The sequence below is a fragment of the Halomonas beimenensis genome, from assembly GCF_002549795.1.
Lineage (GTDB): Bacteria > Pseudomonadota > Gammaproteobacteria > Pseudomonadales > Halomonadaceae > Halomonas > Halomonas beimenensis.
The window spans coordinates 1,329,062-1,355,063 of sequence record NZ_CP021435.1; the positions used below are offsets into that span (position 1 = coordinate 1,329,062).

At 70.9% G+C, this 26,002-nt stretch carries 25 protein-coding genes; 15 read left to right on the plus strand and 10 right to left on the minus strand.

Going from position 1 to position 26,002, the window contains the following annotated elements:
• Positions 1–507 precede the first annotated feature (507 nt).
• The 6 genes from BEI_RS06320 to BEI_RS06345 are packed head-to-tail and all read left to right on the plus strand — an operon-like array spanning position 508 to position 5,492.
• Complete coding sequence (locus BEI_RS06320) at positions 508–1,284, plus strand: DUF3450 domain-containing protein (protein WP_097788718.1); 777 nt, start codon at positions 508–510, stop codon at positions 1,282–1,284.
• Positions 1,284–2,675, plus strand: coding sequence for a MotA/TolQ/ExbB proton channel family protein (locus BEI_RS06325; protein ID WP_097788719.1), 1,392 nt, complete (start codon positions 1,284–1,286; stop codon positions 2,673–2,675). The genes BEI_RS06320 and BEI_RS06325 overlap by 1 nt, the downstream gene beginning before the upstream one ends.
• Positions 2,656–3,192, plus strand: a complete 537-nt coding sequence (locus BEI_RS06330) for a MotA/TolQ/ExbB proton channel family protein (protein ID WP_097788720.1) — start codon at positions 2,656–2,658, stop codon at positions 3,190–3,192. The genes BEI_RS06325 and BEI_RS06330 overlap by 20 nt, the downstream gene beginning before the upstream one ends.
• Positions 3,185–3,592 (plus strand): ExbD/TolR family protein, encoded by a 408-nt coding sequence (locus BEI_RS06335; RefSeq protein ID WP_097788721.1) that lies wholly within the window; start codon positions 3,185–3,187, stop codon positions 3,590–3,592. Before BEI_RS06330 ends, BEI_RS06335 begins: the two co-directional genes overlap by 8 nt.
• A complete protein-coding gene (locus BEI_RS06340) occupies positions 3,592–4,320 on the plus strand; it encodes an energy transducer TonB (RefSeq protein ID WP_097788722.1) in 729 nt (242 codons plus the stop codon). Before BEI_RS06335 ends, BEI_RS06340 begins: the two co-directional genes overlap by 1 nt.
• A gap of 5 nt (positions 4,321–4,325) precedes the next feature.
• Complete coding sequence (locus BEI_RS06345; protein ID WP_227644602.1) at positions 4,326–5,492, plus strand: hypothetical protein; 1,167 nt, start codon at positions 4,326–4,328, stop codon at positions 5,490–5,492.
• Here BEI_RS06345 and xthA read toward each other — a convergent pair.
• Together xthA and BEI_RS06355 are read right to left on the minus strand one after the other, a co-directional pair.
• Positions 5,459–6,274, minus strand: a complete 816-nt coding sequence (gene xthA / locus BEI_RS06350) for an exodeoxyribonuclease III (protein WP_097788723.1) — start codon at positions 6,272–6,274, stop codon at positions 5,459–5,461. The two genes, BEI_RS06345 and xthA, sit on opposite strands and share 34 nt — an antisense overlap.
• Positions 6,275–6,277: 3 nt before the next feature.
• Complete coding sequence (locus BEI_RS06355; protein WP_097788724.1) at positions 6,278–6,514, minus strand: hypothetical protein; 237 nt, start codon at positions 6,512–6,514, stop codon at positions 6,278–6,280.
• Positions 6,515–6,677: 163 nt separating this feature from the next.
• On the opposite strand from BEI_RS06355, the gene rhlB reads away from it, so the two are divergent.
• The 3 genes from rhlB (at position 6,678) to BEI_RS06370 (ending at position 11,081) form a co-directional block, all read left to right on the plus strand.
• Positions 6,678–7,958, plus strand: a complete 1,281-nt coding sequence (gene rhlB, locus BEI_RS06360; protein ID WP_097788725.1) for an ATP-dependent RNA helicase RhlB — start codon at positions 6,678–6,680, stop codon at positions 7,956–7,958.
• Positions 7,959–8,082: 124 nt separating this feature from the next.
• Positions 8,083–10,230 carry an ATP-dependent DNA helicase DinG gene (gene dinG, locus BEI_RS06365; RefSeq protein WP_097788726.1) on the plus strand — a complete coding sequence of 716 codons (2,148 nt, stop codon included), beginning with the start codon at positions 8,083–8,085 and terminating at the stop codon, positions 10,228–10,230.
• Positions 10,227–11,081, plus strand: coding sequence for an Nmad3 family putative nucleotide modification protein (locus BEI_RS06370; RefSeq protein ID WP_097788727.1), 855 nt, complete (start codon positions 10,227–10,229; stop codon positions 11,079–11,081). Before dinG ends, BEI_RS06370 begins: the two co-directional genes overlap by 4 nt.
• On the opposite strand, the gene hypB is transcribed toward BEI_RS06370, so the two are convergent.
• The 8 genes from hypB to BEI_RS06410 form a co-directional block, all read right to left on the minus strand.
• Positions 11,062–11,940, minus strand: a complete 879-nt coding sequence (gene hypB, locus BEI_RS06375) for a hydrogenase nickel incorporation protein HypB (protein ID WP_097788728.1) — start codon at positions 11,938–11,940, stop codon at positions 11,062–11,064. The genes BEI_RS06370 and hypB overlap by 20 nt on opposite strands.
• On the minus strand, positions 11,940–12,281 hold the full coding sequence (locus BEI_RS06380) for a hydrogenase maturation nickel metallochaperone HypA/HybF (RefSeq protein ID WP_097788729.1): 342 nt from the start codon (positions 12,279–12,281) through the stop codon (positions 11,940–11,942). The genes hypB and BEI_RS06380 overlap by 1 nt, the downstream gene beginning before the upstream one ends.
• A 27-nt stretch (positions 12,282–12,308) precedes the next feature.
• A complete protein-coding gene (gene hypE, locus BEI_RS06385; protein WP_097788730.1) occupies positions 12,309–13,388 on the minus strand; it encodes a hydrogenase expression/formation protein HypE in 1,080 nt (359 codons plus the stop codon).
• Complete coding sequence (gene hypD / locus BEI_RS06390; RefSeq protein ID WP_097788731.1) at positions 13,385–14,590, minus strand: hydrogenase formation protein HypD; 1,206 nt, start codon at positions 14,588–14,590, stop codon at positions 13,385–13,387. Before hypD ends, hypE begins: the two co-directional genes overlap by 4 nt.
• A gap of 19 nt (positions 14,591–14,609) precedes the next feature.
• Positions 14,610–15,296: a D-sedoheptulose-7-phosphate isomerase gene (locus tag BEI_RS06395; protein WP_097788732.1), complete on the minus strand. Its 687-nt coding sequence runs from the start codon at positions 15,294–15,296 to the stop codon at positions 14,610–14,612.
• The gene (locus tag BEI_RS06400) at positions 15,286–15,585 is read right to left on the minus strand and encodes a HypC/HybG/HupF family hydrogenase formation chaperone (protein ID WP_097788733.1); all 300 of its coding nucleotides are present in this window, start codon (positions 15,583–15,585) and stop codon (positions 15,286–15,288) included. The genes BEI_RS06395 and BEI_RS06400 overlap by 11 nt, the downstream gene beginning before the upstream one ends.
• Positions 15,576–17,930, minus strand: coding sequence for a carbamoyltransferase HypF (gene hypF, locus BEI_RS06405; protein WP_227644604.1), 2,355 nt, complete (start codon positions 17,928–17,930; stop codon positions 15,576–15,578). The genes BEI_RS06400 and hypF overlap by 10 nt, the downstream gene beginning before the upstream one ends.
• Before the next feature lie 277 nt (positions 17,931–18,207).
• Positions 18,208–19,287, minus strand: a complete 1,080-nt coding sequence (locus BEI_RS06410) for a 3-deoxy-7-phosphoheptulonate synthase (protein WP_097788735.1) — start codon at positions 19,285–19,287, stop codon at positions 18,208–18,210.
• A gap of 324 nt (positions 19,288–19,611) precedes the next feature.
• Here BEI_RS06410 and rpoE point away from each other — a divergent pair, with 324 nt between their 5' ends.
• From rpoE to lepA, 6 genes are all read left to right on the plus strand, one after another.
• Entirely contained in the window at positions 19,612–20,217 is a 606-nt protein-coding gene (gene rpoE / locus BEI_RS06415; protein ID WP_097788736.1) for an RNA polymerase sigma factor RpoE, read from the plus strand.
• A gap of 193 nt (positions 20,218–20,410) precedes the next feature.
• Positions 20,411–21,079 (plus strand): sigma-E factor negative regulatory protein, encoded by a 669-nt coding sequence (locus BEI_RS06420; protein WP_097788737.1) that lies wholly within the window; start codon positions 20,411–20,413, stop codon positions 21,077–21,079.
• Positions 21,079–22,104, plus strand: coding sequence for a MucB/RseB C-terminal domain-containing protein (locus BEI_RS06425; RefSeq protein ID WP_227644606.1), 1,026 nt, complete (start codon positions 21,079–21,081; stop codon positions 22,102–22,104). The genes BEI_RS06420 and BEI_RS06425 overlap by 1 nt, the downstream gene beginning before the upstream one ends.
• On the plus strand, positions 22,101–22,550 hold the full coding sequence (locus tag BEI_RS06430; RefSeq protein WP_097788738.1) for a SoxR reducing system RseC family protein: 450 nt from the start codon (positions 22,101–22,103) through the stop codon (positions 22,548–22,550). The genes BEI_RS06425 and BEI_RS06430 overlap by 4 nt, the downstream gene beginning before the upstream one ends.
• Before the next feature lie 71 nt (positions 22,551–22,621).
• Positions 22,622–24,022 carry a DegQ family serine endoprotease gene (locus BEI_RS06435; protein WP_097788739.1) on the plus strand — a complete coding sequence of 467 codons (1,401 nt, stop codon included), beginning with the start codon at positions 22,622–22,624 and terminating at the stop codon, positions 24,020–24,022.
• Positions 24,023–24,177: 155 nt separating this feature from the next.
• Entirely contained in the window at positions 24,178–25,995 is a 1,818-nt protein-coding gene (lepA, locus tag BEI_RS06440) for a translation elongation factor 4 (RefSeq protein WP_097788740.1), read from the plus strand.
• Positions 25,996–26,002 lie beyond the last annotated feature (7 nt).

Sequence of the window (26,002 nt, forward strand, 5' to 3'; positions counted from 1 at the left end):
TGCTTCTTTCATAACCAGCCCAGGAGATGAGCTGTTCCGGCGACAAGCTCCGGAGTGCCGGACCATCGCGAGGGCGCTGTAAACCCGTCCATGGGCGCTACTATTGCCGTCCATGGTCAAAAGACCCTCGCTTCACCTTGTCCCCGGCGCTCATCTCCTCTGAACTTTAGAACGATGTTCCAAGGCCACATGGCCTGATCGTGAAACGGGCCGAGCTCTTCGAGGCGCTGCCGGAGCGGGAGCAGAAGCTTTCAGTCAGCGGAACGGGGCGCGACCTTCCCTGTCGCGCTCTCGGCAACCGCCGGCCTGGTCGCGGACCTGGTCGAGGCGCGGCCCTCGCTCGAGAGCCAGCTGCAGGCGACAGATCGCGCCCTTTCCGGTCGCGACCCGGGGCCGGCTTCCTTGCGGGGGAGCCGGCCCTGTCGCGTCTGGCGGACTCAAGATATTGATAACTATTCTTGTTCAGGGTAGGGTGCATCGCACCTGTGCACCTTTCGGGAGACGAGCGTGCCCTACCCACATCCATGGATCCGCCGGAGCCTGGCCCGCCTGTCGCTGGTGCTGGCCACCACGGCGGCCGCCGAGCCGACGCTGCGCGAGGAGACCCTCGACGCCCAGCGCACCCAGGCCGAGCTGCAGGCGCGCATCGATGCCGCCGACGAGGCGGTGCGAGACAGGCTCCAGGCCCTGCGCGAGGCCCGCGAGGAGATCCGGCGCCTGAGGCGCTACAACGCCGAGCTGGCGCCCCTGGTCGAGCGCCAGGCCGCCACCCTGGCCGAACGCCGAGAGGCGCTGGACACCTTGTCCCAGACCCGCGAGGCCCTGCCGGGGCTGATGCGCGGCATGGTCGAGCGCCTGCGTGCCTGGGTGGAAGGCGACATGCCCTTCCTGCGCGACGAGCGCCTGGCCCGGGTGGAGAGCCTCGAGACCCTGCTGGCCGACCCGGAACTCGACACCGCCGAGAAGCTGGAGCGGGTGCTGGCCGCCTGGCGCGCCGAGCTCGACTACGGCCGCGAGCTCGACGCCTGGCGCGGCGAGCTGCCCGGCGCCCCCCCCCGGGAGGTGGACTTCCTGCGCCTGGGCCGGGTGGGCTGGTACTACCTGACTCCCGACGGCCGCCGGGGCGGCGTCTGGCAGGCCGAGTCGGGCGAGTGGCGCCTCCTGGACGAGACGGCCCTCGCCGAGGTCCGCAAGGGGCTGGCCATCGCCCGTGAGCAGCGCGCCCCGGCCCTGCTTGACCTGCCCGTCTCGCAACCTGTCTCGATGCCCGGGGAGGACGCCTGATGACCCTGAAGCCGATTCTGCGCGGCGCGCTGGCCGGCCTGCTGCTGGCGGGGACGCCGCTGCCGGTCCTGGCCCAGGAGGACGCCGCGGCGACGGACGCTCCCCTCGAGACCCTGCGCGCCGAGCGCGAGGCCGCCGAGGCTCGGGACCGGGCGCGACTGGCCGAACTGGTCGACGACGAGCAGGCCCTCGACGCCGCCCTCGCCGAGGCCCGTGCCGAGCTGGCCGAGGTACGCGAGCGCCGCGCGACCCTGGATGGCCGGCAACAGGCCCAGACCGCCGAACTCGAGGCTCTCCAGGCTCGCCGTCAGGAGCAGGGCGGCGATCTCGAGGCGGTCTTCGACGCGGTGGCCGGCGTCAGCGGCGAGCTGCGCGACGACCTGAGCGCCGGCTGGCTGACCCTGGGCGCCGAGGCCGGGCTGCCGCCGCGCCTGGCGGCCGACGGCATCCTGCGCGCCGAGCAGCTCGCCACCCTGGCCGACAGCCTGATGGGCCTGACCGCCGAGACCGCCCGCGTGGTCGGCCTGACGGCGCCGGTGGCCGGGGCCGATGGCGAGGTGGCCGAGCGCGCCGTGATCCGCCTCGGCGACCTGCTGGCGGCCAGCGACGGCCGGTTGCTGGAGCGCGCCGGCGAGGACGGCCGCCTGGCGGTGCTGCCGCATACCCCGGCCGGGGTGGCCGAACGCCTGCGGGCCTTCCAGGACGGCGAGGGCGAGGTGGTATCCTTCGATCCCACCGATGGCCGGGTCCTCGAGGCCCTGGCCCGGCAACCGACGCTCTGGGAGCGCTTCCGGCAGGGCGGCGCCGTGGGCTATGTGGTGGTGGCCCTGGGCCTCGGCGGCCTGCTGGTGGCGCTCGGCCAGTACCTCTACCTGCTGCGGGTCACCGTGACCCTGCGCCGCCAGCTGGGCGACCTCGAACGGCTGCGCGACGACAACCCCCTGGGCCGGGCGCTCCAGCGGTTCCAGGCCCTCGGCCCCGGCCACGCCCCCGAGGCCCTGGAGGCGCGTCTCGACGAGGCGCTGCTCGCCGAGCAGCCGCGCCTCGAGCGCGGCCAGGGCCTGGTCAAGATGCTCGCCGCGGTGGCCCCGCTGCTGGGCCTGCTGGGCACGGTCACCGGCATGATCGTGACCTTCCAGTCGATCACCGTGTTCGGCACCGGCGACCCCCAGCTGATGGCCGGCGGCATCAGCCAGGCGCTGGTCACCACGGTGCTCGGGCTGATCACCGCCGTGCCGCTGCTGTTCGCCCACACGGCGCTGTCCAGCCGCAGCCGGGCGCTGATCGGCACCCTGGAGGGCAGGGCCAGCGCCGTGCTCGCCGACACCCTGGAGGCCGCCCGAACCGCCTCCCCGACCGTGGCGCCGCGCCATGCCGATGCCCTGGCTTGAGCCGCTGGCCCGGCTGGTCGAGGCCGGGGGGCCCGTCCTGGTGGTCATCGTCGGCGTGGCTGTGCTGCTGTTCTCGCTGGCCCTGGAGCGCTGGTGGTTCTTCCGCCTCCATTACCGCCAGGCGCGCCGGGCCCTGGTGGACCACTGGGTGGCCAGGGCCGACCACGTCAGCTGGAGCGCCCTGACCCTGCGCGAGGTCTGGACCCGGGAGCTGATCGCCCGGCTGCGCGGCCCGCTGCCCTGGCTGAAGCTGCTGGTGGTGATCTGCCCGCTGCTGGGCCTGTTGGGCACCGTGACCGGCATGATCGCGGTGTTCGACAGCCTGGCCGTCAGCGAGGTCAACCAGGCCCGGGCCATGGCCGACGGCGTGGCCCGGGCCACCCTGCCCACCCTGAGCGGCATGGCGGTCTCGGTGGTGGGCCTGCTGTTCATCGCCCGTCTCGAACACATCATCCGGCGCGAGGACCAGCGGCTGCACGACCGCCTGGCCCGTGCCGCGGAGGACGCCCATGCGTAGACGCCGACTGGCCGCCGCCGGCGAGGAGACCAGCGAGGTCAACCTGACCCCGATGCTGGACGTGGTCTTCATCATGCTGATCTTCTTCATCGTCACCACCAGCTTCATCAAGGAGAGCGGGGTGGAGATCGAGCGCCCCGAATCCAGCGCGGCGACCCCGCGCCCGGACGTCCAGGTGCTGGTGGCGATCACCCCGGAAGGGGCGGTCTGGGTCGACGGCGAGCCGGTGGACCTGCACCGGGTGGGCCCCAGGGTGGCCGGCCTGGTCAGCGACGACGGCTCGGTGGTGATCCAGGCCGATCGCGAGGCGGCCACCGGCGTGCTGATCGAGGTGATGGATCGCCTGCGCGAGGAAGGCGTCGAGCAGGTGGCCGTGGCCGCCCAGCGGAGCGGCGCCTGATGCGCCTGCCGGTCTCGCTGCTCGCCGGCACGACGCTGACGCTGGCGCTGTTCCTGCTGCTGGCGCTCCTGGTGGTGCCGCCCCAGGCCGAACCCGAGCCGCGCCAGGAGCTGACCATGGCGCTCGCCGAAGTGCCGGCCGAACCGGCGACGGAGCCGGAGCCGGCCTTCGCCGCGCCGCCCCCGCCGCCCAGCGCCCCCACGCCACCTCCCGAGCCGGCCCCGGCGCCACGGGTGGACAGTGCCATCGCCCTGCCCGAACCTGAACTGCCGCCCATGGAGATGCCGGAGGTGCCCCTGGACGAGGCCCTGCCGGAGCTCACCGAGACCCCGCCGGAGCCCGAGCCCGATCCCCGGCCGGAACGTGAGCCGGAGCCGGCCCCGGCGCCCAGCCCCGAACCGGCACCCCGGCCCGCCGCACCCCCGGCGGCCACCGCCGAGCCGGTCGCCCGGGAGCCGGTGGACGTGGGCACCTCGGCCCAGGCGACCCGTCGCGTGCCCCCGGAGTATCCCGCCCGGGCCCGTCGCCGCGGCCTCCAGGGCCATGTGGTGGTGCAGTTCATCATCGCCCCGGATGGCGGGGTCGAGCGCGGCAGCATCGAGGTCGTCGAGGCCGATCCCCGCGGGGTCTTCGATCGCGCCGCCCGCCGGGCCATCGCCGACTGGCGGTTCGTCACCGCCGAGGGGCGCCGCCTGGCACGGCAACGCCTGGAATTCCGGTTGAGGTAGCCGCCATGACACCACGTCTCCCCTTGGCCGGCCTGATCGCCGGCGCCTGGCTGGCGCTGGCCGGGCCCGCCCTGGCCGCCCCCTCGTTGCCGGGCGGCATCATCCGCGACCTGGAGGGCCTGGAACGGAGGCTCCAGGCCGGGGACCTCGACACCGTGCGGGGCCGGGCCCTGGCCCAGGCCGAGCGCCTGGCCGGCGGCAACGCCGCCGACCGCTGGGCGCGCGCCCTCTACCTGCAGCTCGCCGCCGCCGCCGAGGGGCGTCGCGGCGACGCCGCGGCCGCCGCCGGACACCTGGCCGAGGCTCGGGCGATCGAGGGCGTCGAGCGCGCCCAGGCCGACCGCTGGTTGCGCCAGGAGGCCGGGCTACGCCTGCGGGCCGGCCAGGCCGAGCGGGCCCGGACGCTGCTCGCCGACTGGTTCCGCCGCCATCGCGGAGAGCCCGAGGATCACTGGCTGATGGCACGCTTGCTGGCCGCCGAGACGGACTGGGAGGGGGCGGCGCGCTGGGTCAGGCGTGCCCTGGAAGCCGGCGGTGAGCCGGACGAGACGGAGGCCTCGCTCGCCGCCGCCGTGCTGCAGCGCGCCGGCGAGGTGGCCTCGGCGCTGGCCGTGCTGGAGCGCCGGCTGGAGGGCGCCGAGGGCGATCCGGAAGCCTGGCGCCGGGCGACGGCCCTGGCCCAGCGGCTGGGCGACGCCGGCCGGGCGGCGGCGATCTGGGAGGCGGGATGGCGCCGCGGCGCGCTCGCCGGGCGCGACGATCTCCGCCAGCGCATCCGCCTGCATCTGGCCGGCGGTACACCGGCCCGCGCCGCCGAACTGCTCGCCGCCGCCCTGGAGGAGGGTACGCTCGCCGATGACCTGGCCAACCGCCGCCTGCTGGCCCGAGCCTGGCAGGCGGCGCGGGACCGCGAGCGGGCCCTGGCCGCCTGGGAGCGGCTGGCCGAGCGCAGCGACGCCGGCGAGGATTGGTTGCAGCTGGGCCAACTGGCCCATGGCTGGGGGATGTGGGCACTCGCCGAACGGGCCCTTTCGCGGGCCCTGGCACTGGGCGAACCGGAGGCCGCCGCCTGGCTGGCCAGCCTGCCGGGGCAGGAAGGCCGCGGAGTGGCCGGTGATGCCGGCTCCGCCGAGGGGAATCAGTCGTCCAGTTCGGTCCACACCGGGGCGTGATCCGAGGGCTTCTCCATGCCCCGCAGCTCGTAGTCGATCCCGGCCTCCCGGACCTTCTCGGCCAGCGCCGGGGTGACCAGGATGTAGTCGATGCGCAGGCCGCGCTTGGGGTCGCGTTCGAAGCCCCGGGAGCGGTAGTCGAACCAGCTGAAGCGGTCGTCCACCTCCGGGTGACAGATCCGGTAGCTGTCGGTCAGCCCCCAGCCCTTGATGCCCTCGAGCCACTCCCGTTCCACCGGCTGGAAGCTGGTCTTGCCCTCGCGCAGCCAGCGCTTGCGGTTGGCCTCGCCGATGCCGATGTCGATGTCTTCAGGGGAGATGTTGAAGTCGCCCATGATCGCCAGGCGCTCCTCGGGGGAGTGGTGCTCGTCGAGCAGCCGCTGGAGCTGGGCGTAGAACGCCCGCTTGTGGGGGAACTTCACCGGGTGATCGACGTTCTCGCCCTGGGGGAAGTAGCCGTTCCACACGGTCAGCGGCTCGCCGTCCGCCCCGCGCAGGCGCACCCCGATCAGCCGGCGCTGGGCCTCCTCGCCGTCGTCCGGGAAGCCCCGGTAGACGGCCTCGGGCTCCTGCCGGCACAGCAGCGCCACGCCGTAGTGGCCCTTCTGGCCGTGGAAGTAGACGTGATAGCCCATGGCCTCCACCGCGGCCACCGGGAACTCGCTGTCCTGGACCTTGGTTTCCTGCAGGCCGATCACGTCCGGCCGGTGCGCCTCGATCAGCGCCTCGAGCTGGTGGAGGCGGGCGCGAATGCCGTTGATGTTGAATGACACCAGGCGCATCGGTCAGTCGTCCTTGTCGTGGGGCTTGTCGGGATGGATGGCGATCGACTGGCCGGCTTCCTGGCGGGCCAGCTTGCGGGCCGCCTGCAGCTTGCGCTGCTGGCGCTTCTTCTGGGTGTAGCGGCGCGACGAGGTCACCTCGTCGGGGTTCTCGTGGCGCCACTTCTTGTAGTCCTTGCGCCGGCCGGTGCGAATCGTCACCTTGTCGGCCAGCGAGCGGGTCTTCTTCTTGCGCGTCATGACGCAGGCTCCTTGGGTAATGGGCGCCATTCTATCAGCCTCGGGGGTGGCGCTTCGACAGTGGGCGCGCCCTCGGCGCCGGAGACTGGTACAATGGTCGTTTGCGTCACGCATCCACCCATCGACGCTTTCCATCCACCCCATGGACGAGACAGCACAGCCTATGAGCGAGTCGGATCAGACCACAGCACCGGCCCAGACCGAGAACCGCAAGCCCAAGCGTCGCCGCCGCAAGCCGCGCCGTCGCCAGTCGAACTGGGACCTGCGCCAGTTCCAGGTCCCCGCCGTGGCGGGCAAGTGGCGCTTCCATGACTTCGATCTCCCGCTGCCGCTGATGCGCGCCATTCATGCCCAGGGCTTCGAGTACTGCACTCCGATCCAGGCCGAGGCGCTGCGCCATACCCTGCTGGGCGGCGACGTCGTCGGCAAGGCCCAGACCGGCACCGGCAAGACCGCCGCCTTCCTGATCTCGATCCTGGCCTACTTCCTCGAGGAGGAGGCGCCGGACGGCCAGAAGCCCGGCGCGCCCAGGGCACTCATCGTGGCTCCCACCCGCGAGCTGGCGCTGCAGATCGAGAAGGACGCCAAGGCACTGGCGCGCTTCACCCAGCTCAACGTCGCCAGCGTCGTGGGCGGGATGGACTACCAGAAGCAGCTCGAGGGACTGGGCAAGAAGCTCGACATCCTGGTGGCCACCCCGGGCCGGCTGCTGGATTTCCACCAGCGGCGGGACGTCGACCTCACCCAGGTCGAGGTGCTGGTGCTCGACGAGGCGGATCGCATGCTCTCCATGGGCTTCATTCCCGACGTCAAGCGCATCATTCGCCATACGCCGAAGAAGGAGGAGCGTCAGACCTTCCTGTTCTCGGCCACCTTCACCGAGGACATCCTCAACCTGGCCAGCCAGTGGACCCATGACCCGGCCCACGTCGAGATCGAGGTCACCGTCGACAATGCCGCGGACATCGACCAGCGGGTCTACCTGGTCAGCGACGAGGACAAGCAGCGCCTGCTGGTCAATCTCCTGCAGCAGGAGAGCTTCGACCGGGTGATGGTCTTCGGCAACCGCCGCGACCTGGTGCGCAAGCTCGACGAGCTGCTCAAGAAGGCCGGCATCAACGCCGCCATGCTCTCCGGCGACGTGCCCCAGAACCAGCGTATCCGCACCCTGGAGCGCTTCCGCGAGGGCGAGATCCAGGTGCTGGTGGCCACCGACGTGGCCGGCCGCGGCATCCATATCGAGGATGTCAGCCACGTGATCAACTATACCCTGCCCGAGGACCCGGAGGACTACGTCCACCGCATCGGCCGCACCGGGCGCGCCGGCGCCAAGGGCACCTCGATCAGCTTCGTGGGCGAGGAGGACGCCTTCTCCCTGCCGGAGATCGAGCGTTTCATCAACGACAAGCTGCCCTGCGAGCATCCGCCCGAAGGACTGTTGTAAGCTCTTAGCTTTAAGCTCGAAGCTGGAAGAGAAAAACACCGGCTGTGGCGGAAGCCAGAGCCTCCTCCGAGTGGCACTGGTGTGACTTCCAGCTTCCAGCTTCTGGCTTCCAGCTAGGAATTTTATGCTTGATGAGGCCCTGAAGGGCGAGATCCAGGCCGCCTATCGGCGGGTCCTCGAGGGGCTCGACCTGACGCCGCGCTATGGCCAGCGGCTGATGATCGCCGAGATCGCCCGCACCCTGGCGGGCATCGAGGCCGACGACGCCGGTCGGCGCACCAGCGACGAGCACGTCTGCGTGCTGGAGGCCGGCACCGGCACCGGCAAGACCCTGGCCTACCTGCTGGCCGCGTTGCCGGTGGCCAAGGCCCACGGCAAGCGCCTGGTGGTGGCCACCGCCACCGTGGCCCTGCAGGAGCAGGTGCTGCACCAGGACCTGCCGGCGCTCAAGGCCCACAGCGGCCTGGCCTTCGACTACGCCCTGGCCAAGGGCCGCGGGCGCTACGTCTGCGTGGCGCGCCTCGACCAGGCCATGGACGGCGGCGAGGACAACCCCACCCTGTCGCTCTTCGAGCAGGCCCTGGACAGCGGCGGCGACGACTTCCAGTCGCTCGTGCAGTCCCTCGGCGAGGCCTACGGCAACGGCCGCTGGGCCGGCGACCGCGACAGCTGGCCCGAGGCCATCGAGGACGGCCACTGGCGCCGGCTCACCGTGGACCACCGCCAGTGCACCAACCGCCGCTGCGGCCATTTCGGCGCCTGCGCCTTCTTCCGCGCCCGCCGCGACCTGGACAGCGCCGACGTCATCGTCGCCAACCACGACCTGGTGCTGGCCGACCTGGCCCTGGGCGGCGGCGTGGTGCTGCCGGACCCTGGAGATTGCATCTACGTCTTCGACGAGGGCCACCACCTGCCGGACAAGGCGCTCAACCATTTCACCCATCGGTTCGCGGTGGGCGGCGGCCTGCGCTGGCTGCGGACCCTCAAGAAGTCGCTCACCGAGCTCAACCAGGCGCTGGCCGTACAGCCCACCCTGGCCCGTCTGCTGGCGAGCCTGCCCCAGCTCTTCGAAGCGGTGGAGCCCCGGCTCGCCGAGGCCTTCGCCCTGGGCCACCAGCTGGCCGGCCGCCCGGAAGGACTGGGGGACGGCGAGGACGGTGCCCAGCACCGCTTCGAGATGGGCCGGGTGCCGGAGGCCCTGCGCGAGCAGGCCGACGGCCTGGTGACGCTGTTCGCCGAGCTGTCGCGGACGATGGAGTCCATGGCCGACATCCTGCGCGAGAGCCTCGACCCCGAGAAGTCCACCGGGCTGCCCCGGGAGCAGGCCGAGCCCTGGCTGCCGCTGGTGGCGCTGCTCCATGGTCGGGCGCTGGAGGCCCACGCCCTGTGGCAGGCCTTCGCCGAGCCGGATCCCGAGGGCGAGCCGCCCCGGGCCCGCTGGCTGACCCTGGAACGCTTCGGCGGCGAGCCGGAGCTGACCTTCTCGGCGAGTCCGGTGTCCGCCGCCCACACCCTGGCGAAGTCGCTGTGGGGGCGCTGCCATGGCGCCGTGGTGACGTCCGCGACGCTCACCGCGCTCGGCCGTTTCGAGCGCCTCCAGGAACGCGCCGGGCTGGCCAACCGTTACCGCTACCAGCGCCTGCCGAGCCCCTTCGACTATTCCCGGGCGGTGCTCAGCGTGCCTCGTGAGGCGGCGGATCCCGCCGACCGCGAGGGGCACGAGCGGGCCATCGTCGACTTCGTCGAGAGTCTGGGGAAGGACGAGGCGGTGCTCGCGCTGTTCTCCTCCCGGGCCCAGCTGCGTGGCGTGGAGCGGGCTCTTTCCGATGCCACCCGCAAGCGGGTGCTGGCCCAGGACCGCCTGCCCAAGCGCGAACTGGTGGAGCGCCACCGCGCCCGGGTCGACAAGGGGGAGGGCAGCATCCTCTTCGGCCTGGCGAGCTTCGCCGAGGGGATCGACCTGCCCGGCGACTACCTGACCCATGTGGTCATCACCCGACTGCCCTTCGCCGTGCCCGACGACCCGGTGGGGGCGACCCTGGCGGAATGGATCGAGCAGCAGGGCGGCAATCCCTTCATGCGCATCAGCGTTCCCGACGCCTCGATCAAGCTGGTCCAGGCCTGCGGCCGGCTGATCCGCAAGGAGGCCGACCGCGGCCGCATCACCTTGCTCGATCGGCGAGTCCTCACTCGCCGATACGGCCGCGCCCTGCTCGATGCCCTGCCGCCCTTCGTCCGCGAGATCGAGGGAGTGGTGCAGGACGCGAGATGAAGCTGATCCTCAGCCGCAAGGGCTTCGATACGGCCGCCGGGGGCGTGCCCAGCCCGATCCTGCCCGACGGACGGATGATCGCGCTGCCCATCCCGGACGAGCGGTCGGTGATCCCCTACGGCGAGATCACCCACCAGGGCGAGCCGCTGGGGCCCCTCGTGGCCGACCTGACCCGCGGCAGGATCGCCCCCGACACCCGGGCCCACCTGGACCCCGACCTCGTGGCGGACAGCCTGCCGCGCCGGCCGGGCTGGCGACTGCTCTTCGGCCAGATGGGCCAGGCCCAGAGCCACCTGCGCAATCAGGGCGTCGGCCCGGGGGATGTCTTCCTGTTCTTCGGCCTCTTCCGTCGCGTCGAACACCTCGACGGCGCCTGGCGCTTCGGGGCCGACGCCCGGCCCTGTCATCTGCTCTGGGGCTGGATGCAGGTGGGCGAGGTGCTGCCCCTGGACGGCGTCCCGGCCGGTGCCTACGGCTGGGCCGACTATCATCCCCATCGGCAGCGGGGAGACGTCCTCCACAACGTGCTCTATCTCGCCCGGAGGCGGCTAGAGCTCGAGGGACTCGGCACGACGTTGCCGGGCGCCGGGATCTTCCCCGGCTATTCCCCCGAGCGCCGGCTGACGGCCCCGGACGCCGAGAGGGTCTCCGCCTGGAGGCTGCCGTCCTGGTTCCATCCGGGGGAGGGCCGGCCGCCGCTGAGCTATCACGCCGACCCGACACGCTGGCGGCGGCAGGCGGAGCACACCGCCCTGCAGGCCGTCGCCCGAGGCCAGGAATTCGTGCTGGACGCCGAGGCCTATCCCGAGGCGCTTCCCTGGGCGGGCGAGCTCATCCGGCGCGGGGCCTGAGGGGCCGGGCCACGGACGGTTCACCGCGATCCGGCCGATGCCCCCCGGCGATGTCGTCCCGCTGCCGATTCAGCCAGGCATACCAGTCATCGAGGCCCTCGCCACGAGTGGCGGAGAGGGGGATCACCTCGATGTCGGGATTGACCCGCCGGGCGAAGGCGATGCACGCCGTCACGTCGAAGTCGACATGCGGCAGCAGGTCGATCTTGTTGAGGATCATCAGCCGGGCGCTGCGGAACAGGTGAGGGTACTTGAGCGGCTTGTCGGTCCCCTCCGTCACCGAGAGGATCGCCACCTTGGCGGCCTCGCCGAGGTCGAACAGGGCGGGGCAGACCAGGTTGCCGACGTTCTCGATCATCACCAGCGATCCCGGCGGTGGCGCCAGCCGGTCGAGGGCACCGGCGATCATGTCGGCATCCAGGTGGCATCCCGTGCCGGTGTTGATCTGCACCGCCCGGCAGCCGGTGGCGCGGATGCGCTCCACGTCGAACTGCGTCTCCTGGTCGCCCTCGATCACCCCGATCGACGGCGGGTCCGTCCGATTGCGAAGGGTGCGTTCGAGCAGCGTGGTCTTGCCGGCCCCCGGCGAGCTCACCAGGTTCAGGGCCAGGATGCCCCGCGCCGCGAGCCAGGCGCGGTTGCGTTCGGCCAGGCGGTCGTTCTCGGCCAGCACCGCCTGCTCGAGAGGCACCGTGGTGCCGTGAGCCCCCGCCACCGCCGCCGCCGGATCGGAAGCTCCGTCAGGCGGGGTCGCCCGAGCCCCCGGAGGCGCAGCGGTATCGAGGGTCAGGATCTCGCCGGTGGCGGGATCGGTCAGCCGGGGGAGGGCGCCGTCGGAACAACCGCAGGTCGTGCACATCAGGACATCTCCTCGATCTCCATCGATCGGATTCTGAGCTCGTCGCCGCCGCTCGGCGGGTCCAGGTCCACCGAGCCGCACTCGCAGGCGGCCAGCAGGTCGAACATCGTCACCTCTCGTCCGCACCGACGGCAGCGGCTGCGGCCGGGGCAGGCGAGGATCTCGAGCTCGGAGCCCTCCAGTGGCGTGGCGCGAGTCGCGACCTCGTAGCAGAAGCGCAGGGCCTCGGGCATCACGCAGGTGAGCGTGCCCACCTCCAGCGTCACGCGCCGCACCCGGGCCTCGCCGGCGCGCTCGGCGCAGACCTCGACGATGCGTCGGGCGACGGTCAACTCATGCATCCTCGCGCTCCCGAAACGTCGCGCCGATCAGCAGATGCGGGGCAACTGCTCGCCGACCAGCATGTCGACGATACGCCCTCCGCCGAAGCCGGTGTGCAGGATGACGCGGCCCGCCGGGGCCGAGTCGATCTCGCCGATCAGGGCGGCATCCCGCCCCGCCGGATGCGCCCGCATCGCCGCCAGGGCGGCCTCGGCCCGGTCCGGCGGCACGACCGCCGCCAGGAGGCCCTCGTTGGCGTAATAGAGCGGGTCGAGCCCCAGGATCTCCGAGACTCCCTTGACGGTCTCGCGCACGGGCAGGGCCGCCTCGTCGAGGTGAACGCCGATCCCCGCCGCCCGGGCGAACTCGTTGAGCACCGTCGCCAGCCCGCCGCGGGTGGCGTCGCGCAGGCAATGGACGTCGGGGCAGGCTTCCCGCAGGGCATCGATCAGGCCGTTCAGCGGCCGGGTGTCGCTCGTGACGGGCACCTCCAGGGCGAGGTCGTCGCGGGCGGCGAGGATCGCCACGCCGTGGTCGCCGATACAACCGTTGACCAGCACCCGGTCGCCGGGGCGCGCCCGGGTGGCGGCGATCTGGACCCCGGCGGGAATCACGCCCACCCCGCTGGTGGTGAGGAACAGCTTGTCCGCCCCGCCGCGTGGCACCACCTTGGTGTCGCCGGTGACGATGGCGACGCCGGCGGCGGCGGCGGCCCGCTGCATGGACGCGGCGATGCGGCGCAGGTCGGCGACGGGAAAGCCCTCCTCGAGGATCACCGCGCATGACAGGAAACGCGGGCGCGCGCCCGACACCGCCAGGTCGTTGACGGTGCCGTTCACCGCCAGCTCGCCGATGTCGCCGCCGGGGAAGAACAGCGGATCGACCACGTAGGAATCCGTGGTGAAGGCCAGGCGATCGCCGTCGCGGGCGAGGTCGGCCAGCGCGAAGCGGGCCTGGTCCTCCAGCGGGGCCAGGGCCGGATTGTCGAAGGCCGCGACGAAGACGTCGTCGACCAGGTCGCGCATCGCCTTGCCCCCGCTGCCGTGGGCGAGGGTCACGGTACCGTCGCGGACCCGGCCGCTGCGCCGGCCGATCGGCGAGAGGGGCGTCGAGGCGGCGTCGTTCATGTCGGCTTCTCCTGGCTCGTGGCGGGATGGTCGGCGGCGTCGCGGGAGGCGAGGCCGTCGACGGCCTCGGTGCGATCCCGGCGCGGAGGGCCGGCCGGGTCGCCGTATCGGTAGACGGCGGCGCAGGCCCCCTCCGAGGACACCATCAGCGAGCCCAGGGGGGTCTCCGGCGTGCAGGCCGTGCCGAACACCTTGCACTGACGGGGCTTGATCGCGCCCTTGAGCACCTCGCCGCACTGGCAGGCCTTGGGATCGGCGATGCGGAGGTTGGGCAGGGAGTACCGGCGTTCGGCATCGAAGCGGGCATAGGCCTCGTTCAGGCGCACCCCGGAGTGATCGATGGAGCCCAGGCCGCGCCATTCGAAGAACTCGCGCAGCCGGAAGACCCGCTGCACCGCGCGCAGTGCCGCCGCGTTGCCGGCCTCGGGCACCACGCGCCGGTACTGGTTCTCCACCTCGCAGCGTCCCTCGTCGAGCTGGACCATGACCATCCAGATGGCCTGCAGGATGTCCAGCGGCTCGAAGCCAGAGATCACCAGCGGCTTGCGGTAGTGCCGGGCGATGAAGGCATAGGGGGCATCGCCGATGACCATGCTGACGTGGCCGGGGCCCAGGAAGCCGTCGAGGGTGAGTTCCGGGGAGTCGAGGATGGCCTTGATGGTGGGGATGATGGTGATGTGGTTGCAGAACACCGAGAAGTTGTCGATCCCCTCGGCCTCGGCGCGCAGCACCGTCAGGGCGGTGGAGGGCATGGTGGTCTCGAAGCCCAGGGCGAAGAACACCACCTCCCGGTCAGGCTGGTCCCGGGCCAGGGCGAGGGCGTCCATGGGCGAGTAGACCAGGCGCACCTCGGCGCCCTCGGCCCTGGCCTGCATCAGGCTCTTGCGCGATCCCGGCACGCGCATGGCGTCACCGTAGGTGGTGAAGAGGATGTTGGGATGTTCGGCGAGCGCCACGCAGTCATCGACCCGGCCCATGGGCAGCACGCAGACCGGGCAGCCGGGACCGTGCACCAGCTCGATGGCCTCGGGCAGCAGCTGTTCGAGGCCGTACTTGAAGATGGTGTGGGTGTGGCCGCCGCACACCTCCATCAGCTGCAGCGGGCGCCGGCGACAGATCGGGTTGCGGGCCGCCAGGGCGTCGATGCGCCTGGCCAGGGCGCGGGCCTTGCCAGGATCGCGGAATTCGTCGACGAACTTCATGAGCGCCTCCCTGGCCGGCTCATGGGCCTGCCTCCAGGCCGCCGCGGCGGTCGGCCAGCAGGGTATGCACCAGGTCCCAGAGGATGTGATAGGTCGCGACGTGTACCTCCTGGACACGGTGGATGCTGTCCGTGGCGACCACCAGGCAGTGGTCGAGGTCGTCGCTGCGTGCCATCTCGCCGCCGTCGCCACCGGCCAGCCCCAGGGTCATCAGGCCCAGCTTCCGCGCCTGGGCGAAGGCGCGCATCAGGTTGCGCGAGTTGCCGCTGGTGGAGAAGCCCACCAGGCCGTCCTCGGGGCGGGCCAGGGCGAGCAGCTGGCGCACGAAGACGTGGTCGAAGCCGACGTCATTGCCCACGGCGGTCAGCATGGCGTCGTTGCCGGCCAGGGGGATGGCGGCCAGCGCCGCCCGGCCGGCCGTGACAGGGTGAAGGAACTCCACGGCGAAGTGGGCGGCATCACAGCTCGAGCCGCCGTTGCCCATGGTCAGCATTCGCCCGCCCCGTCGGTAGACCCCGGCGATGGCGCGGGCGGCGTCGACCACCGCCTGGCCCCGGGAGGCGAAGAACTCGCGCTTGACCTGGACGCCATGGTCGGCCTTCTCCCGCACCGATGCCAGCAGGGCGTCCTGAACCCCCGCATCATCCTGGAGCTCCCCGTGCAGGAAGGGGTAGAGGTCCCGCAGGGGATCGACGTCATCGGCCATGCTCGCCTCCTCGTCTCGCGGACGCCTGCGGCTGGCGCAGTTCCTCGTCCATCTCCCCCAGTTCCCGGAGCAGTTCGAGGGTCCTGGCGGCCTCCTCGGCGTCGATGCGGCTCATGGCGAAACCGACATGCACCAGCACCCAGTCGCCGACACAGTCGGCGTGACGCCCGTCCTCCTCGACCACGCAGGCGATGTTGATCGCGCGGCGGATGCCGGCGATCTCGACCAGGGCGGTGTCGGTCTCGTCGTCGACGATCGACACGATACGACCCGGGATGCCTAGGCACATGGGCTCGGCTCCTTCGTCTCGGCGATCGTCAGGGCGGCGGCGACGGCCGCCTGTCCCAGGCTCAGCCCCCCGTCGTTGGCGGGGACCCGGGCATGGCGAAGCACCTTCCAGCCTGCCGCCTCGAGCCGAGGCACCAGCGCTTCAGCGAGGACCGCGTTCTGGAAGACGCCACCCGAGAGGGCGATGCGTCCTCCCCAGCGATCGCCGTGATGGTTCGCCAGGTGCTCGACCATCGCCGCCAGGCCCTCGGCCAGGCCGGTATGGAACCGGGCCGCCATGATGCCGGTGGTCTCGCCGCGTGCCAGATCGGCGAGCAGCGCCTGCCACATCGGGCCAGGCTCCAGGCGCGGCAGCCCCTCGTCCTGCACGATGGCGAAGGGATAGCCGGCTTCGGCGAGGGCGCCCTCCTCGACGGCGGCTTCCAGCTCGCTGGCCGCCTGGCCCTCGTAGCTCACCGTCAGGCGCAGGCCGAGCAGGGCCGCCACGGCATCGAAGAGCCGTCCCGCGGCACTGCTCAGCGGGCTGTTGAGCCCCGTCGCGATCATCCGCTCCAGGGTGGCCAGGGGCCGGGCCTCCAGCGCCTGGAAGAAGGCCAGTCGCCGGTGTCGGGCGGCCAGGCCGGGCCAGTCGCCCAGCCGGCACAGGTGGGCGTGGGCCAGGCGCCAGGGCTGGCGAATGGCCTGGGTGCCGCCGGGCATGGCGACCGGCATCAGGCTGGCCAGGCGACGGTAGCCCCGATAGTCGGCCAGCAGGAACTCGCCGCCCCACAGGGTCCCGTCGTCGCCGTAGCCGGTGCCGTCCAGGGCGATGCCCAGGGCCGGCGGCGTGTCGCGATCGAGCCCGTTGTCGGCGAGGCAGGCGGCGACATGGGCGTGGTGATGCTGGACCTCCACCAGCGCCAGGTCGTGGGCGGCGGCCCAGTCGCGTCCCGCGCGGCTGGGGCGATAGTCGGGATGTGCATCGATCGCGAGACGCTCGGGGCGGTGGGCGAAGAGCCGCAGGTAGCGGCGCAGCGTCTGCTGCCGGGCGGCCTCGCCCTCCGGGGTGTCCAGCCGGCCCAGGTGTTGGGAGAGGATGGCCTGGCCGTCCTTCAACAGGCAGAAGGTGTTCTTGAGCTCGCCCCCCAGGGCCAGGAGCGGCGGGGACGCGGCGAAGCCGGCGGGTAGCGGCAGCGGGGCCGGGGCGAAGCCCCGGGCGCGGCGCAGCAGGGCGGGCGCCCCGGCCACCGTGCGTACCAGGGAGTCGTCCAGGCGGTCGACGATCTCCCGGTCATGGAGCAGCAGCGCCTCGGCGATCGGGACCTCGCCCCCGACGAGGCCGGCCCGTGCCGCCTGGTTGGCGATGCATGGCGGCTCGCCGGCGCGATTGCCGCTGGTCAGCACGATGGGAGCGTCCAGGTCGGCCAGCAGCAGGTGATGCAGGGGGGAGTAGGGCAGCATGAAACCGTAATGGCGCTGCCTCGGCGCCACGCCCTCGGCGAGACGTTCGCCACCCCCGGCGGCGAGCAGCACGATGGGGGCCGCCGGGCTCTCCAGCAGCGCCTGCTCCCGGGGCGTGACCCGGCAGTAGCGGCGGATCATGTCGAGGTCGCGTGCCATCAGCGCGAGCGGCTTGTCGGGGCGGCACTTGCGCCGGCGAAGCCGGTCGACGGCCTCGGCGTCGGTGGCGTCACAGGCCAGATGGAAGCCTCCCACCCCCTTGATGGCCAGGATCTGGCCGGCCCGCAACCGGCGCCGGGCGGCGGTCAGCGGCTTCTCGCCGGGATCGAGCGAAGCCCCGGTGGGGCCCTCCAGCCATAGGCGGGGGCCGCACTCGGGGCAGGCATTGGGCTGGGCATGGAAGCGCCGGTTCGCCGGGTCCCGGTACTCCGCCCGGCAGCGTGCGCAGAGCGGAAAGGCGGCCATGCTGGTGTTGGCGCGGTCGTAGGGAATGGCGCGGACGATCGACATCCGCGGCCCGCAGTGGGTGCAGTTGGTGAAGGCGTAGCGATGGCGTCGATCCCCGGGATCGAACAGCTCGGCACGGCAGTCGGCGCAGGTGGCGGCGTCGGCCACGATGCCGGTGTGCACGTCCCCGCCTCGGCTGTCGACGATGGCGAATCCCGCGCTCGGCGGCGCCCCGTCCAGGGGCTCGATCTCCAGTGTCTCGATGCGGGCCAGGGGAGGCGATTCCTCGCGCAGACGCCGGCAGAAGCGGTGACGGGACGACGCCTCGCCCCAGGCGTGGATCCACACCCCCTGGGCGTCGTTGCCGACCTCGCCGACGAGCCCGCAGTCGCGCGCCAGGCGCCATACGGTGGGGCGGAACCCGACGCCCTGCACCAGGCCGCGCACGCGGATCGCCATGCCGCACGCCGCCGGCGCTTGCCGTCCTGTTTCCGTCACCGTCGTGGCCATGGCCCTCGCTCTGTGTCGACGACGCTTCGGCAGGATGCGATCTCGCTGGCCGATCGGGGCATCGCCGCGTTTCCTGTCGTCGAGACGTCATGGTCGTCCCTCAGAGCGTAGCCCAGCAACGGGCCAGGGTGCCCGACTGTCTTGCCCCTATGCCGGGTCACGGACGACGCGGGCCCGCCGAGATGGGCGGGCCCGTGTCATGCGAGGAGCGAAGGGGAGAGGGCGGTTAGGCGGCCTCGCGGCGCTTGGCGAGCACGGGCGCCAGCTTCTCGTTCATGGACTTGAAGGACTGCTCGGTGGTGTCCCAATCGATGCAGGCGTCGGTGATGGAGACGCCGTAGACCAGCTGGCTGTGGTCCTCGGGCACCTTCTGGTTGCCCCAGCCGATGTTGGACTCGACCATCAGGCCGATGATGGAGCGGTTGCCCTCCAGGATCTGGTTGGTGACGTTCTCCAGCACCAGCGGCTGCAGCCCCGGATCCTTGTTGGAGTTGGCATGGGAGCAGTCGATCATGATGTTGGGGGTCACGCCGGCCTTGTTCAGCTCCTGTTCGGCGAGCGCCACGCTGACGCTGTCATAGTTGGGCTTGCCGTTGCCGCCGCGCAGCACCACATGGCCGTAGGCGTTGCCGCGGGTGCGGATGATCGCCACCTTGCCGGCCTGGTCGATGCCGAGGAAGTTGTGCGGATGCGCCACCGACTGCAGCGCATTGACGGCCACGTCGAGGCTGCCGTCGGTGCCGTTCTTGAAGCCGACGGGGCAGGAGAGGCCGGAAGCCATCTCGCGGTGGGTCTGGGACTCGGTGGTCCGGGCGCCGATCGCGGACCAGCTGATGCAGTCCTGGAGGTACTGGGGTGAGATCGGGTCCAGGGCCTCGGTGGCCAGGGGGAGCCCCAGCTCGGCCAGCTCCACCAGCAGCTTGCGGGCGATATGCAGGCCCTCCTCGATCTCGAAGGAGCCGTTGAGATGGGGGTCGTTGATCAGGCCCTTCCAGCCCACGGTGGTCCGCGGCTTCTCGAAATAGACGCGCATCACGACGTACAGGCTATCCTTGACCTCATCGGCGAGCCGGCGCAGGCGGCGGGCATAGTCCAGGGCCGCGTCCACGTCGTGGATCGAGCAGGGCCCCACCACCATCAGCAGCCGGGGGTCGCGGCCGTCGAGGATGTTCTGGATGGTGTCGCGTCCCTCGATCACCGTGCGCTCGGCTTCCTCGGAGAGGGGAATCTCCCCCTTGAGATCGGCCGGGGTGATGAGGACGTCCTCGGCGAGGACGTTGAGGTTGTTGACCTGTTGCTCGGACATTGTGCTTCGTTACCTATCGGAGTCGTGTCAGCGCTGAATCGTCTAAGACACCTACTATCGCGCGCGCGCCTGGCAAATTCAATCGATCCGGGGAACCGTGGACGGCCCGACCTGTCACAGCGCCGGTGCCGCACGGCACCGTGTCGGTCCGATCGCCGGGACGGCGGCTTGATGGATGCCGGAGAAACGGGAACACTTGGGCTCCCGCCACATCGGCACACGCACATCCCAGGGTCTAGGTTGATACATATGGAAGCGACACCAGTCTCATCGCGACGTTCCACGGCGGCGTCGCCACCAGCTCCCGCCATGGGGAGGCGTTGAATGGGCACCCGGGAGACCGACCAGCAACTCGTCGAACGCGCCCAGAAGGGCGATACCCGAGCCTTCGATCTGCTGGTCAAGAAGTACCAGCACAAGATCATCGGCCTGATCGGGCGCTACGTGCACGACCAGGCCGAGGTCCAGGACGTGGCCCAGGAGGCCTTCATCAAGGCCTATCGGGCCCTGGGCAAGTTCCGGGCCGAGAGCGCCTTCTATACCTGGATGTATCGCATCGCCATCAATACCGCCAAGAACCACCTGGTGTCCAAGGGGCGGCGTCCGCCGGGCAGCGATCTGGACATCGTCGATGCCGAGGTGGTCGATCACAGCGGCCGGCTCGCCGACATCGAGACCCCCGAGGCGGCCATCGCCAGGGACCAGCTGCAGGCGGCCGTCTTCGAGGCCATCGAGGCCCTGCCCGACGACCTGCGTACGGCGATCACACTGCGCGAACTCGATGGGCTCTCCTACGAGGACATCGCCAACATCATGGACTGCCCGGTGGGCACGGTGCGCTCGCGCATCTTCCGGGCACGCGAGGCCGTGGATCAGCACATCCGGCCCCTGGTCACGACCTCCCGCAACCAGGAAGCGGTCACCGAATGAGGCGAATTTCCACCGTTTTTGTCGATTGGCTGAACTGTCCGCCGCTTGTGACGTCATATGCGGTGACCGGCCCGTGCGTCACGGGTCATGGGCCTCTCGACATGGCCGACGACACGGGCTTTCGGGTCGGGTTTCCAGGCTTCCAACAGGATGCAAGGCGGCGGCGCCTTGCCCATTGTGAGGGTGATAAGAAATGAGTCAGAACGCACGGGAATCGCTTTCTGCGCTAATGGACGACGAGGGGGATGAGCTCGAGCTACGGCGGGTCCTGAAGTCGCTGGAGGACGAGCCGGACGCGGCGGATGCCTGGCGCCGCTACCATCTGATGAGAAGCCTGATGCGACGTGAGACGGACGCCGACGTCGCCACCGACCTCTCCGCGGGGATCATGGCCCGCCTCCAGGACGAGCCTGCGCCGACTCCGGCCGCAAGCGAGCTGCCGCGACGCTCGCTGCCCCTGGCGCGCAGCGCCGGTATTGCCGCGGCCGTGTCCCTGCTGGTCATCACCGGGGTGCAGTTCTACAACGGCGCCTCGCCGCTGGGCGGCGACGAGGCCGCCGTGGCGGCCGCCGCCGAGCAGGCCGAGTTTCCGACGGACGACCGGATGCCCTCGCTGGTCGACCTGCCGATGTTCCAGACCCCCACGGCAGGCAATGCCGGCCTGATGACCGTGGGGGCCGGGGAGGCGATGCCCATGATGCTGTCGCCGTCCCAGCGCCAGTCGCTGCGCATGGACCGTCAGCAGGCCCTGCTCCTGCAGTCCTACCTGGATCGCCATGCGGAGGGCGCCGCCGCCAGTGGCGGCGACGTCTGGATGCCGCTGCTGCGGGCCTCGGGAAGCGAGACACTGGGACAGCGCTGATGGCGACCCGGCGCACAAGGACGGCGCGACTGGCGGCGACCCTCCTGGCCGGCGCCATCCTGCTGCTCCCTGTCCAGGGAATGGCGGCCACGCCGGGGGTCGAAGGCCCCCACTTCGACTGCGCCGAGCTGGCCGACGGGGCCCCGCCGGATTCCGCCCGCGGCTGGTACGAGCGCAGCCTCTGGGCGAACCATTGCTATGTCTACCAGGCCCGGGCGGTGCGCATCGGCGTCGACGGGGTGCGCACCCTGGCGCTGTCCCACGAGATCCGTGACGGCATCGAGCGTGAGGTGGCGCGGTTCCTCGACGGACCCGCCGTGGTGTTCGAGCGCCAGGGACGAGTCGCCCGTCTCGCCGGTATGGCCGCGGGGCGTCCCGCACCGGCCTCGCCGGCAACGATCGTCGATCATCTCGCCGGGCTCTATCGTCTCCAGATCACCGGCGAGGATCGCATCGCCGGCCGTCGAACGGTTCGGCTCGACATCGAGCCGCTGGACGAGCTGCGCTATGGCCACCGGTTGTGGCTCGATGCCGTGACCGCCCTCCCGCTCAAGCAGATGCTGCTCGACGAGCGTGGACGGGTGATCGAGACCTTCCAGATCACCGAACTGCGCGACCCGCGTCTTCACCGGGGAGAGATCGGCCTTTCCCCGGCGCGACGCCTCCCCGCCCCCCCCTGGCGGCCCGGCTGGATGCCCGAAGGGTTCGTGGCCCAGCCGGTGGAGACCCATGCCGGCCGCCGTCCGGAGGTCGGCCATCGGGTCTATGGCGACGGCCTGGCGACCCTGAGCCTGTTCGTCGAGCCACTGGAGAACCGTGATCTGCTGATCCCCGGTGTCCATCGACTGGGGGTATCGAACGCCGCGGTGCTGCACCGGCAGCTCGGCGGCCGCCCCCGCCAGGTGGTGGCCATGGGCGAGCTGCCGCCCGAGGTCCTGCGCCGGGTGGTCGAGGCCGTGGAGTGGCACGCCGACGACGGGGGCGACCCCGGCCGGGAGGCGAGACGGCCGGAGGTGACCCCATGAGTCCAGACGAGACGGCGAGCCTGCTGGTCGAGCGCGGCCGGGTGGTGGAGCCCTTCGAGGGAGGCGCCTGGGTCCAGGTCGAGCGGAGCAGTGCCTGCGGCGCCTGCGCGGCCCGGTCCGGGTGCGGCACTCGAGCCATGGCCCGTTGGGGGCGGTCGCGCCCGTTGCGGGTGGCCATCGAAAGCTCGCATCCGCTGGCCATCGGCCAGGAGGTCTCCCTGGGCCTGCCCCCGCGCGAGCTGGCCAGCGCCAGCCTCTGGACCTACGGCATGCCGCTGGGGCTCGCCCTGGCCGGCGCCCTGGGCATCGAGCGGCTGGGAGGCTCCGAGCCCTGGGTGGCGCTGGGGTTCGCCGCGGGACTGCTCGGCGGCCTGCTGATCCTGAGGCGACGGCTGCAGCGTGATGACGCCCGCTATCGGCCCCGGCTGCTCGAGCCCCCCTGCTGAACCTTTCTCCCACCTTGTGGTAAGAGAAACACGATCTGCTTATTCATCGCACCTTGTCACAGGAGTCCCTCATGACACCCAGATCCCTTTCCCTGTGGATGCTCCTGGTCCTGGCGCTCTTCGCCACCCAGGCCGCCCAGGCCCGGGAATTGCCCGACTTCACCGAACTGGTGGAGGAGGCGGCCCCCGGGGTCGTCAACATCTCCACCTCACGGATGGTGGAGCGCGACTCCCCCTTCCACGATTTCGGCGGCCAGGAGATTCCGGAGATCTTCCGTCACTTCTTCGGTGATCGCTTGCCGATGCCGCCCGGCGGTGGCGGGCAGCGCGAGGAGCGTCAGTCGCTGGGGTCGGGCTTCATCATCGACGAGGACGGCTACATCATGACCAACGCTCACGTGGTCGACGGGGCCGACCAGATCCTGGTGCGCCTCAACGATCGCCGCGAGCTGGAAGCCGAACTGGTCGGCGCCGACGAGAAGACCGACGTGGCGGTGCTCAAGGTCGAGGCCGACAACCTGCCCACCCTCGCCCTGGGCGACTCCGACGAGCTCCAGGTGGGCGAGTGGGTGGCGGCCATCGGCTCGCCCTTCGGCTTCGATCACTCCGTGACCGCCGGCATCGTCAGCGCCATCAACCGCACCCTGCCGCGGGATGTCTACGTGCCCTTCATCCAGACCGACGTGGCCATCAACCCGGGAAATTCCGGGGGACCGCTGTTCAACCTCGACGGCGAGGTGGTCGGCATCAACTCCCAGATCTTCACCCGCAGCGGCGGCTTCATGGGGCTGTCCTTCGCCATCCCCATCAACGTGGCCATGGACGTGGCCGACCAGCTCCGCGCCAACGGCTCGGTGGCCCGCGGCTGGCTCGGGGTGATGATCCAGCCGGTCTCCCGGGAGCTGGCCGAGTCCTTCGGCATGGACAACCCCGAGGGCGCGTTGATCGCCGACCTGGATCCGGAGGGACCAGCGGCCGAGGGTGGCCTGCAGGCCGGGGACATCATCCTCGAGGTCAACGGCAAGGAGGTGGAGCGCTCCAGTACCCTGCCGCGCCTGATCGGTCGCGTGCCGCCCGGTGGTGAGGTCGCCCTGGAAGTGCTGCGCGACGGCGCCAGTCGCACCATCACCCTGGACGTGGGGGCATGGCCCGATGCCGCCCTGGCCGCCGAAGGCGGCGATACAGCCCCGGCCCGACTGGGGGTGGTGGTCCAGGCGCTCGACGAGGGGGATCGCCGCAAGCTGGGGCTCGACCATGGCGTGCGGGTCGCCGAGGTCGAACCGGGCGGCATCGCCGCCCAGGCCGGCATCCGCCCCGGCGACGTCCTGGTGAGCATCGGCCAGCAGGCGGTGGAGAGCCCCTCGCAGCTCGCCGAGCTGGTCGCCGGCTTCCCGGAGGGCAGCGTGGTGCCGGTGCGTCTCTACCGGGAAGGCCGCTCCTACTTCGTGGCCCTGCGACTCGCCGCCGACTGACCCCGTCGGCGTCCGTCGAGCGCCGAGACCCGGCGGCCCCGGCCGCCGGGTCGCTGTATCTGGCCGGCGCATCCCGCTACAATGCCGCCATCTCACACGATGCGCATTTCCGCCCCCGGTTCTGCGGGCGCGTACACGACACGGATCAATCCTGAATGGCAGAAAGCGATAACCGTAAAGTAATCAACGGGATACGGAACTTCTCGATCATCGCCCACATCGATCACGGCAAGTCGACCCTGGCCGACCGCCTGATCCAGACCTGCGGGGGGCTGACCGAGCGCGAACTCAAGGAACAGGTCCTGGATTCCATGGACCTGGAGCGTGAGCGGGGCATCACCATCAAGGCCCAGTCGGTGACGCTGGACTACCACGCCAAGGACGGCAACGTCTACCAGCTGAACTTCATCGATACGCCGGGGCACGTGGACTTCTCGTACGAGGTCTCGCGCTCGCTCTATGCCTGCGAGGGGGCGCTGCTGGTGGTGGATGCCGCCCAGGGTGTCGAGGCCCAGTCCGTGGCCAACTGCTACACGGCCATCGAGCAGGGCCTCGAGGTGCTGCCGGTGCTCAACAAGATGGATCTGCCCCAGGCCGATCCCGAGAAGGTCGGCCACGAGATCGAGGAGATCATCGGCCTCGATGCCACCGATGCCTGCCAGGTGTCGGCCAAGAGCGGCCTGGGCGTCGACGAGCTGCTCGAGCGGCTGGTGCGCGACATTCCGCCCCCCAAGGGCGATCCGGAGGCGCCGCTGCAGGCGCTGATCATCGACTCCTGGTTCGACAACTACCTGGGCGTGGTCTCCCTGGTGCGGATCTTCGACGGTACCCTGAAGAAGGGCGACAAGATCCGCATCACCTCCACCGGCCGCGACTGGCAGGCCAACGAGGTGGGTATCTTCACCCCGCAGCGTCGCGGGACCGACGTGCTCAAGGCCGGCGAGGTGGGGTTCGTGGTGGCCGGCATCAAGGACATCCATGGCGCCCCGGTGGGGGATACCATCACCCATGCCAAGACCCCGGACGTCAAGCGCCTGCCCGGCTTCCAGAAGGTCAAGCCCCAGGTCTATGCCGGCATGTTCCCGGTCAGCGCCGACGACTACGAGGACTTCCGCGACGCCCTGGAGAAGCTGGCGCTCAACGATGCCTCCCTGGACTACGAACCGGAGAATTCCGACGCCCTGGGCTTCGGCTTCCGGGTCGGTTTCCTCGGCACCCTGCACATGGAGATCGTCCAGGAGCGGCTCGAGCGCGAGTACGACCTGGACCTGCTGACCACCGCGCCGACCGTGGTCTACGAGCTGGCCATGAAGGACGGCTCGGTGCGCTACGTCTCCAACCCGTCCAAGCTGCCCGACATGGCCGACGTGGAGGAGATGCGCGAGCCCATCGTGCGGGCGAGCATCCTGGTGCCCCAGGACTTCGTCGGCAACGTCATCGCCGAGTGCGAGCAGCGCCGCGGCACCCAGCTCGACATGCTCTTCCTGGGCAGCCAGATCCAGCTCACCTACGAGCTGCCGATGAGCGAGGTGGTGATGGACTTCTTCGATCGCCTGAAGTCCATTTCCAAGGGCTATGCCTCGCTGGAGTACAACTTCGAGCGCTTCCAGGCGGCCAAGCTGGTGCGTCTCGACGTGCTCATCAACGGTGATCGTGTCGATGCCCTGGCGGTGATCATCCACCGCGACCATGCCCACTCCCGTGGCCGGGTGCTGGTCGAGAAGATGAAGGAACTGATTCCGCGGCAGATGTTCGACGTGGCCATCCAGGCCGCGATCGGCGGTCAGGTGGTGGCTCGCTCCACGGTCAAGGCGATGCGCAAGAACGTCACCGCCAAGTGCTACGGCGGCGATGTGACCCGCAAGAAGAAGCTGCTCGAGAAGCAGAAGGCGGGCAAGAAACGCATGAAGCAGGTCGGCCGGGTGGAGATTCCCCAGGATGCCTTCCTCGCCGTGCTCAAGGTCAACGACTAGGGAAGGG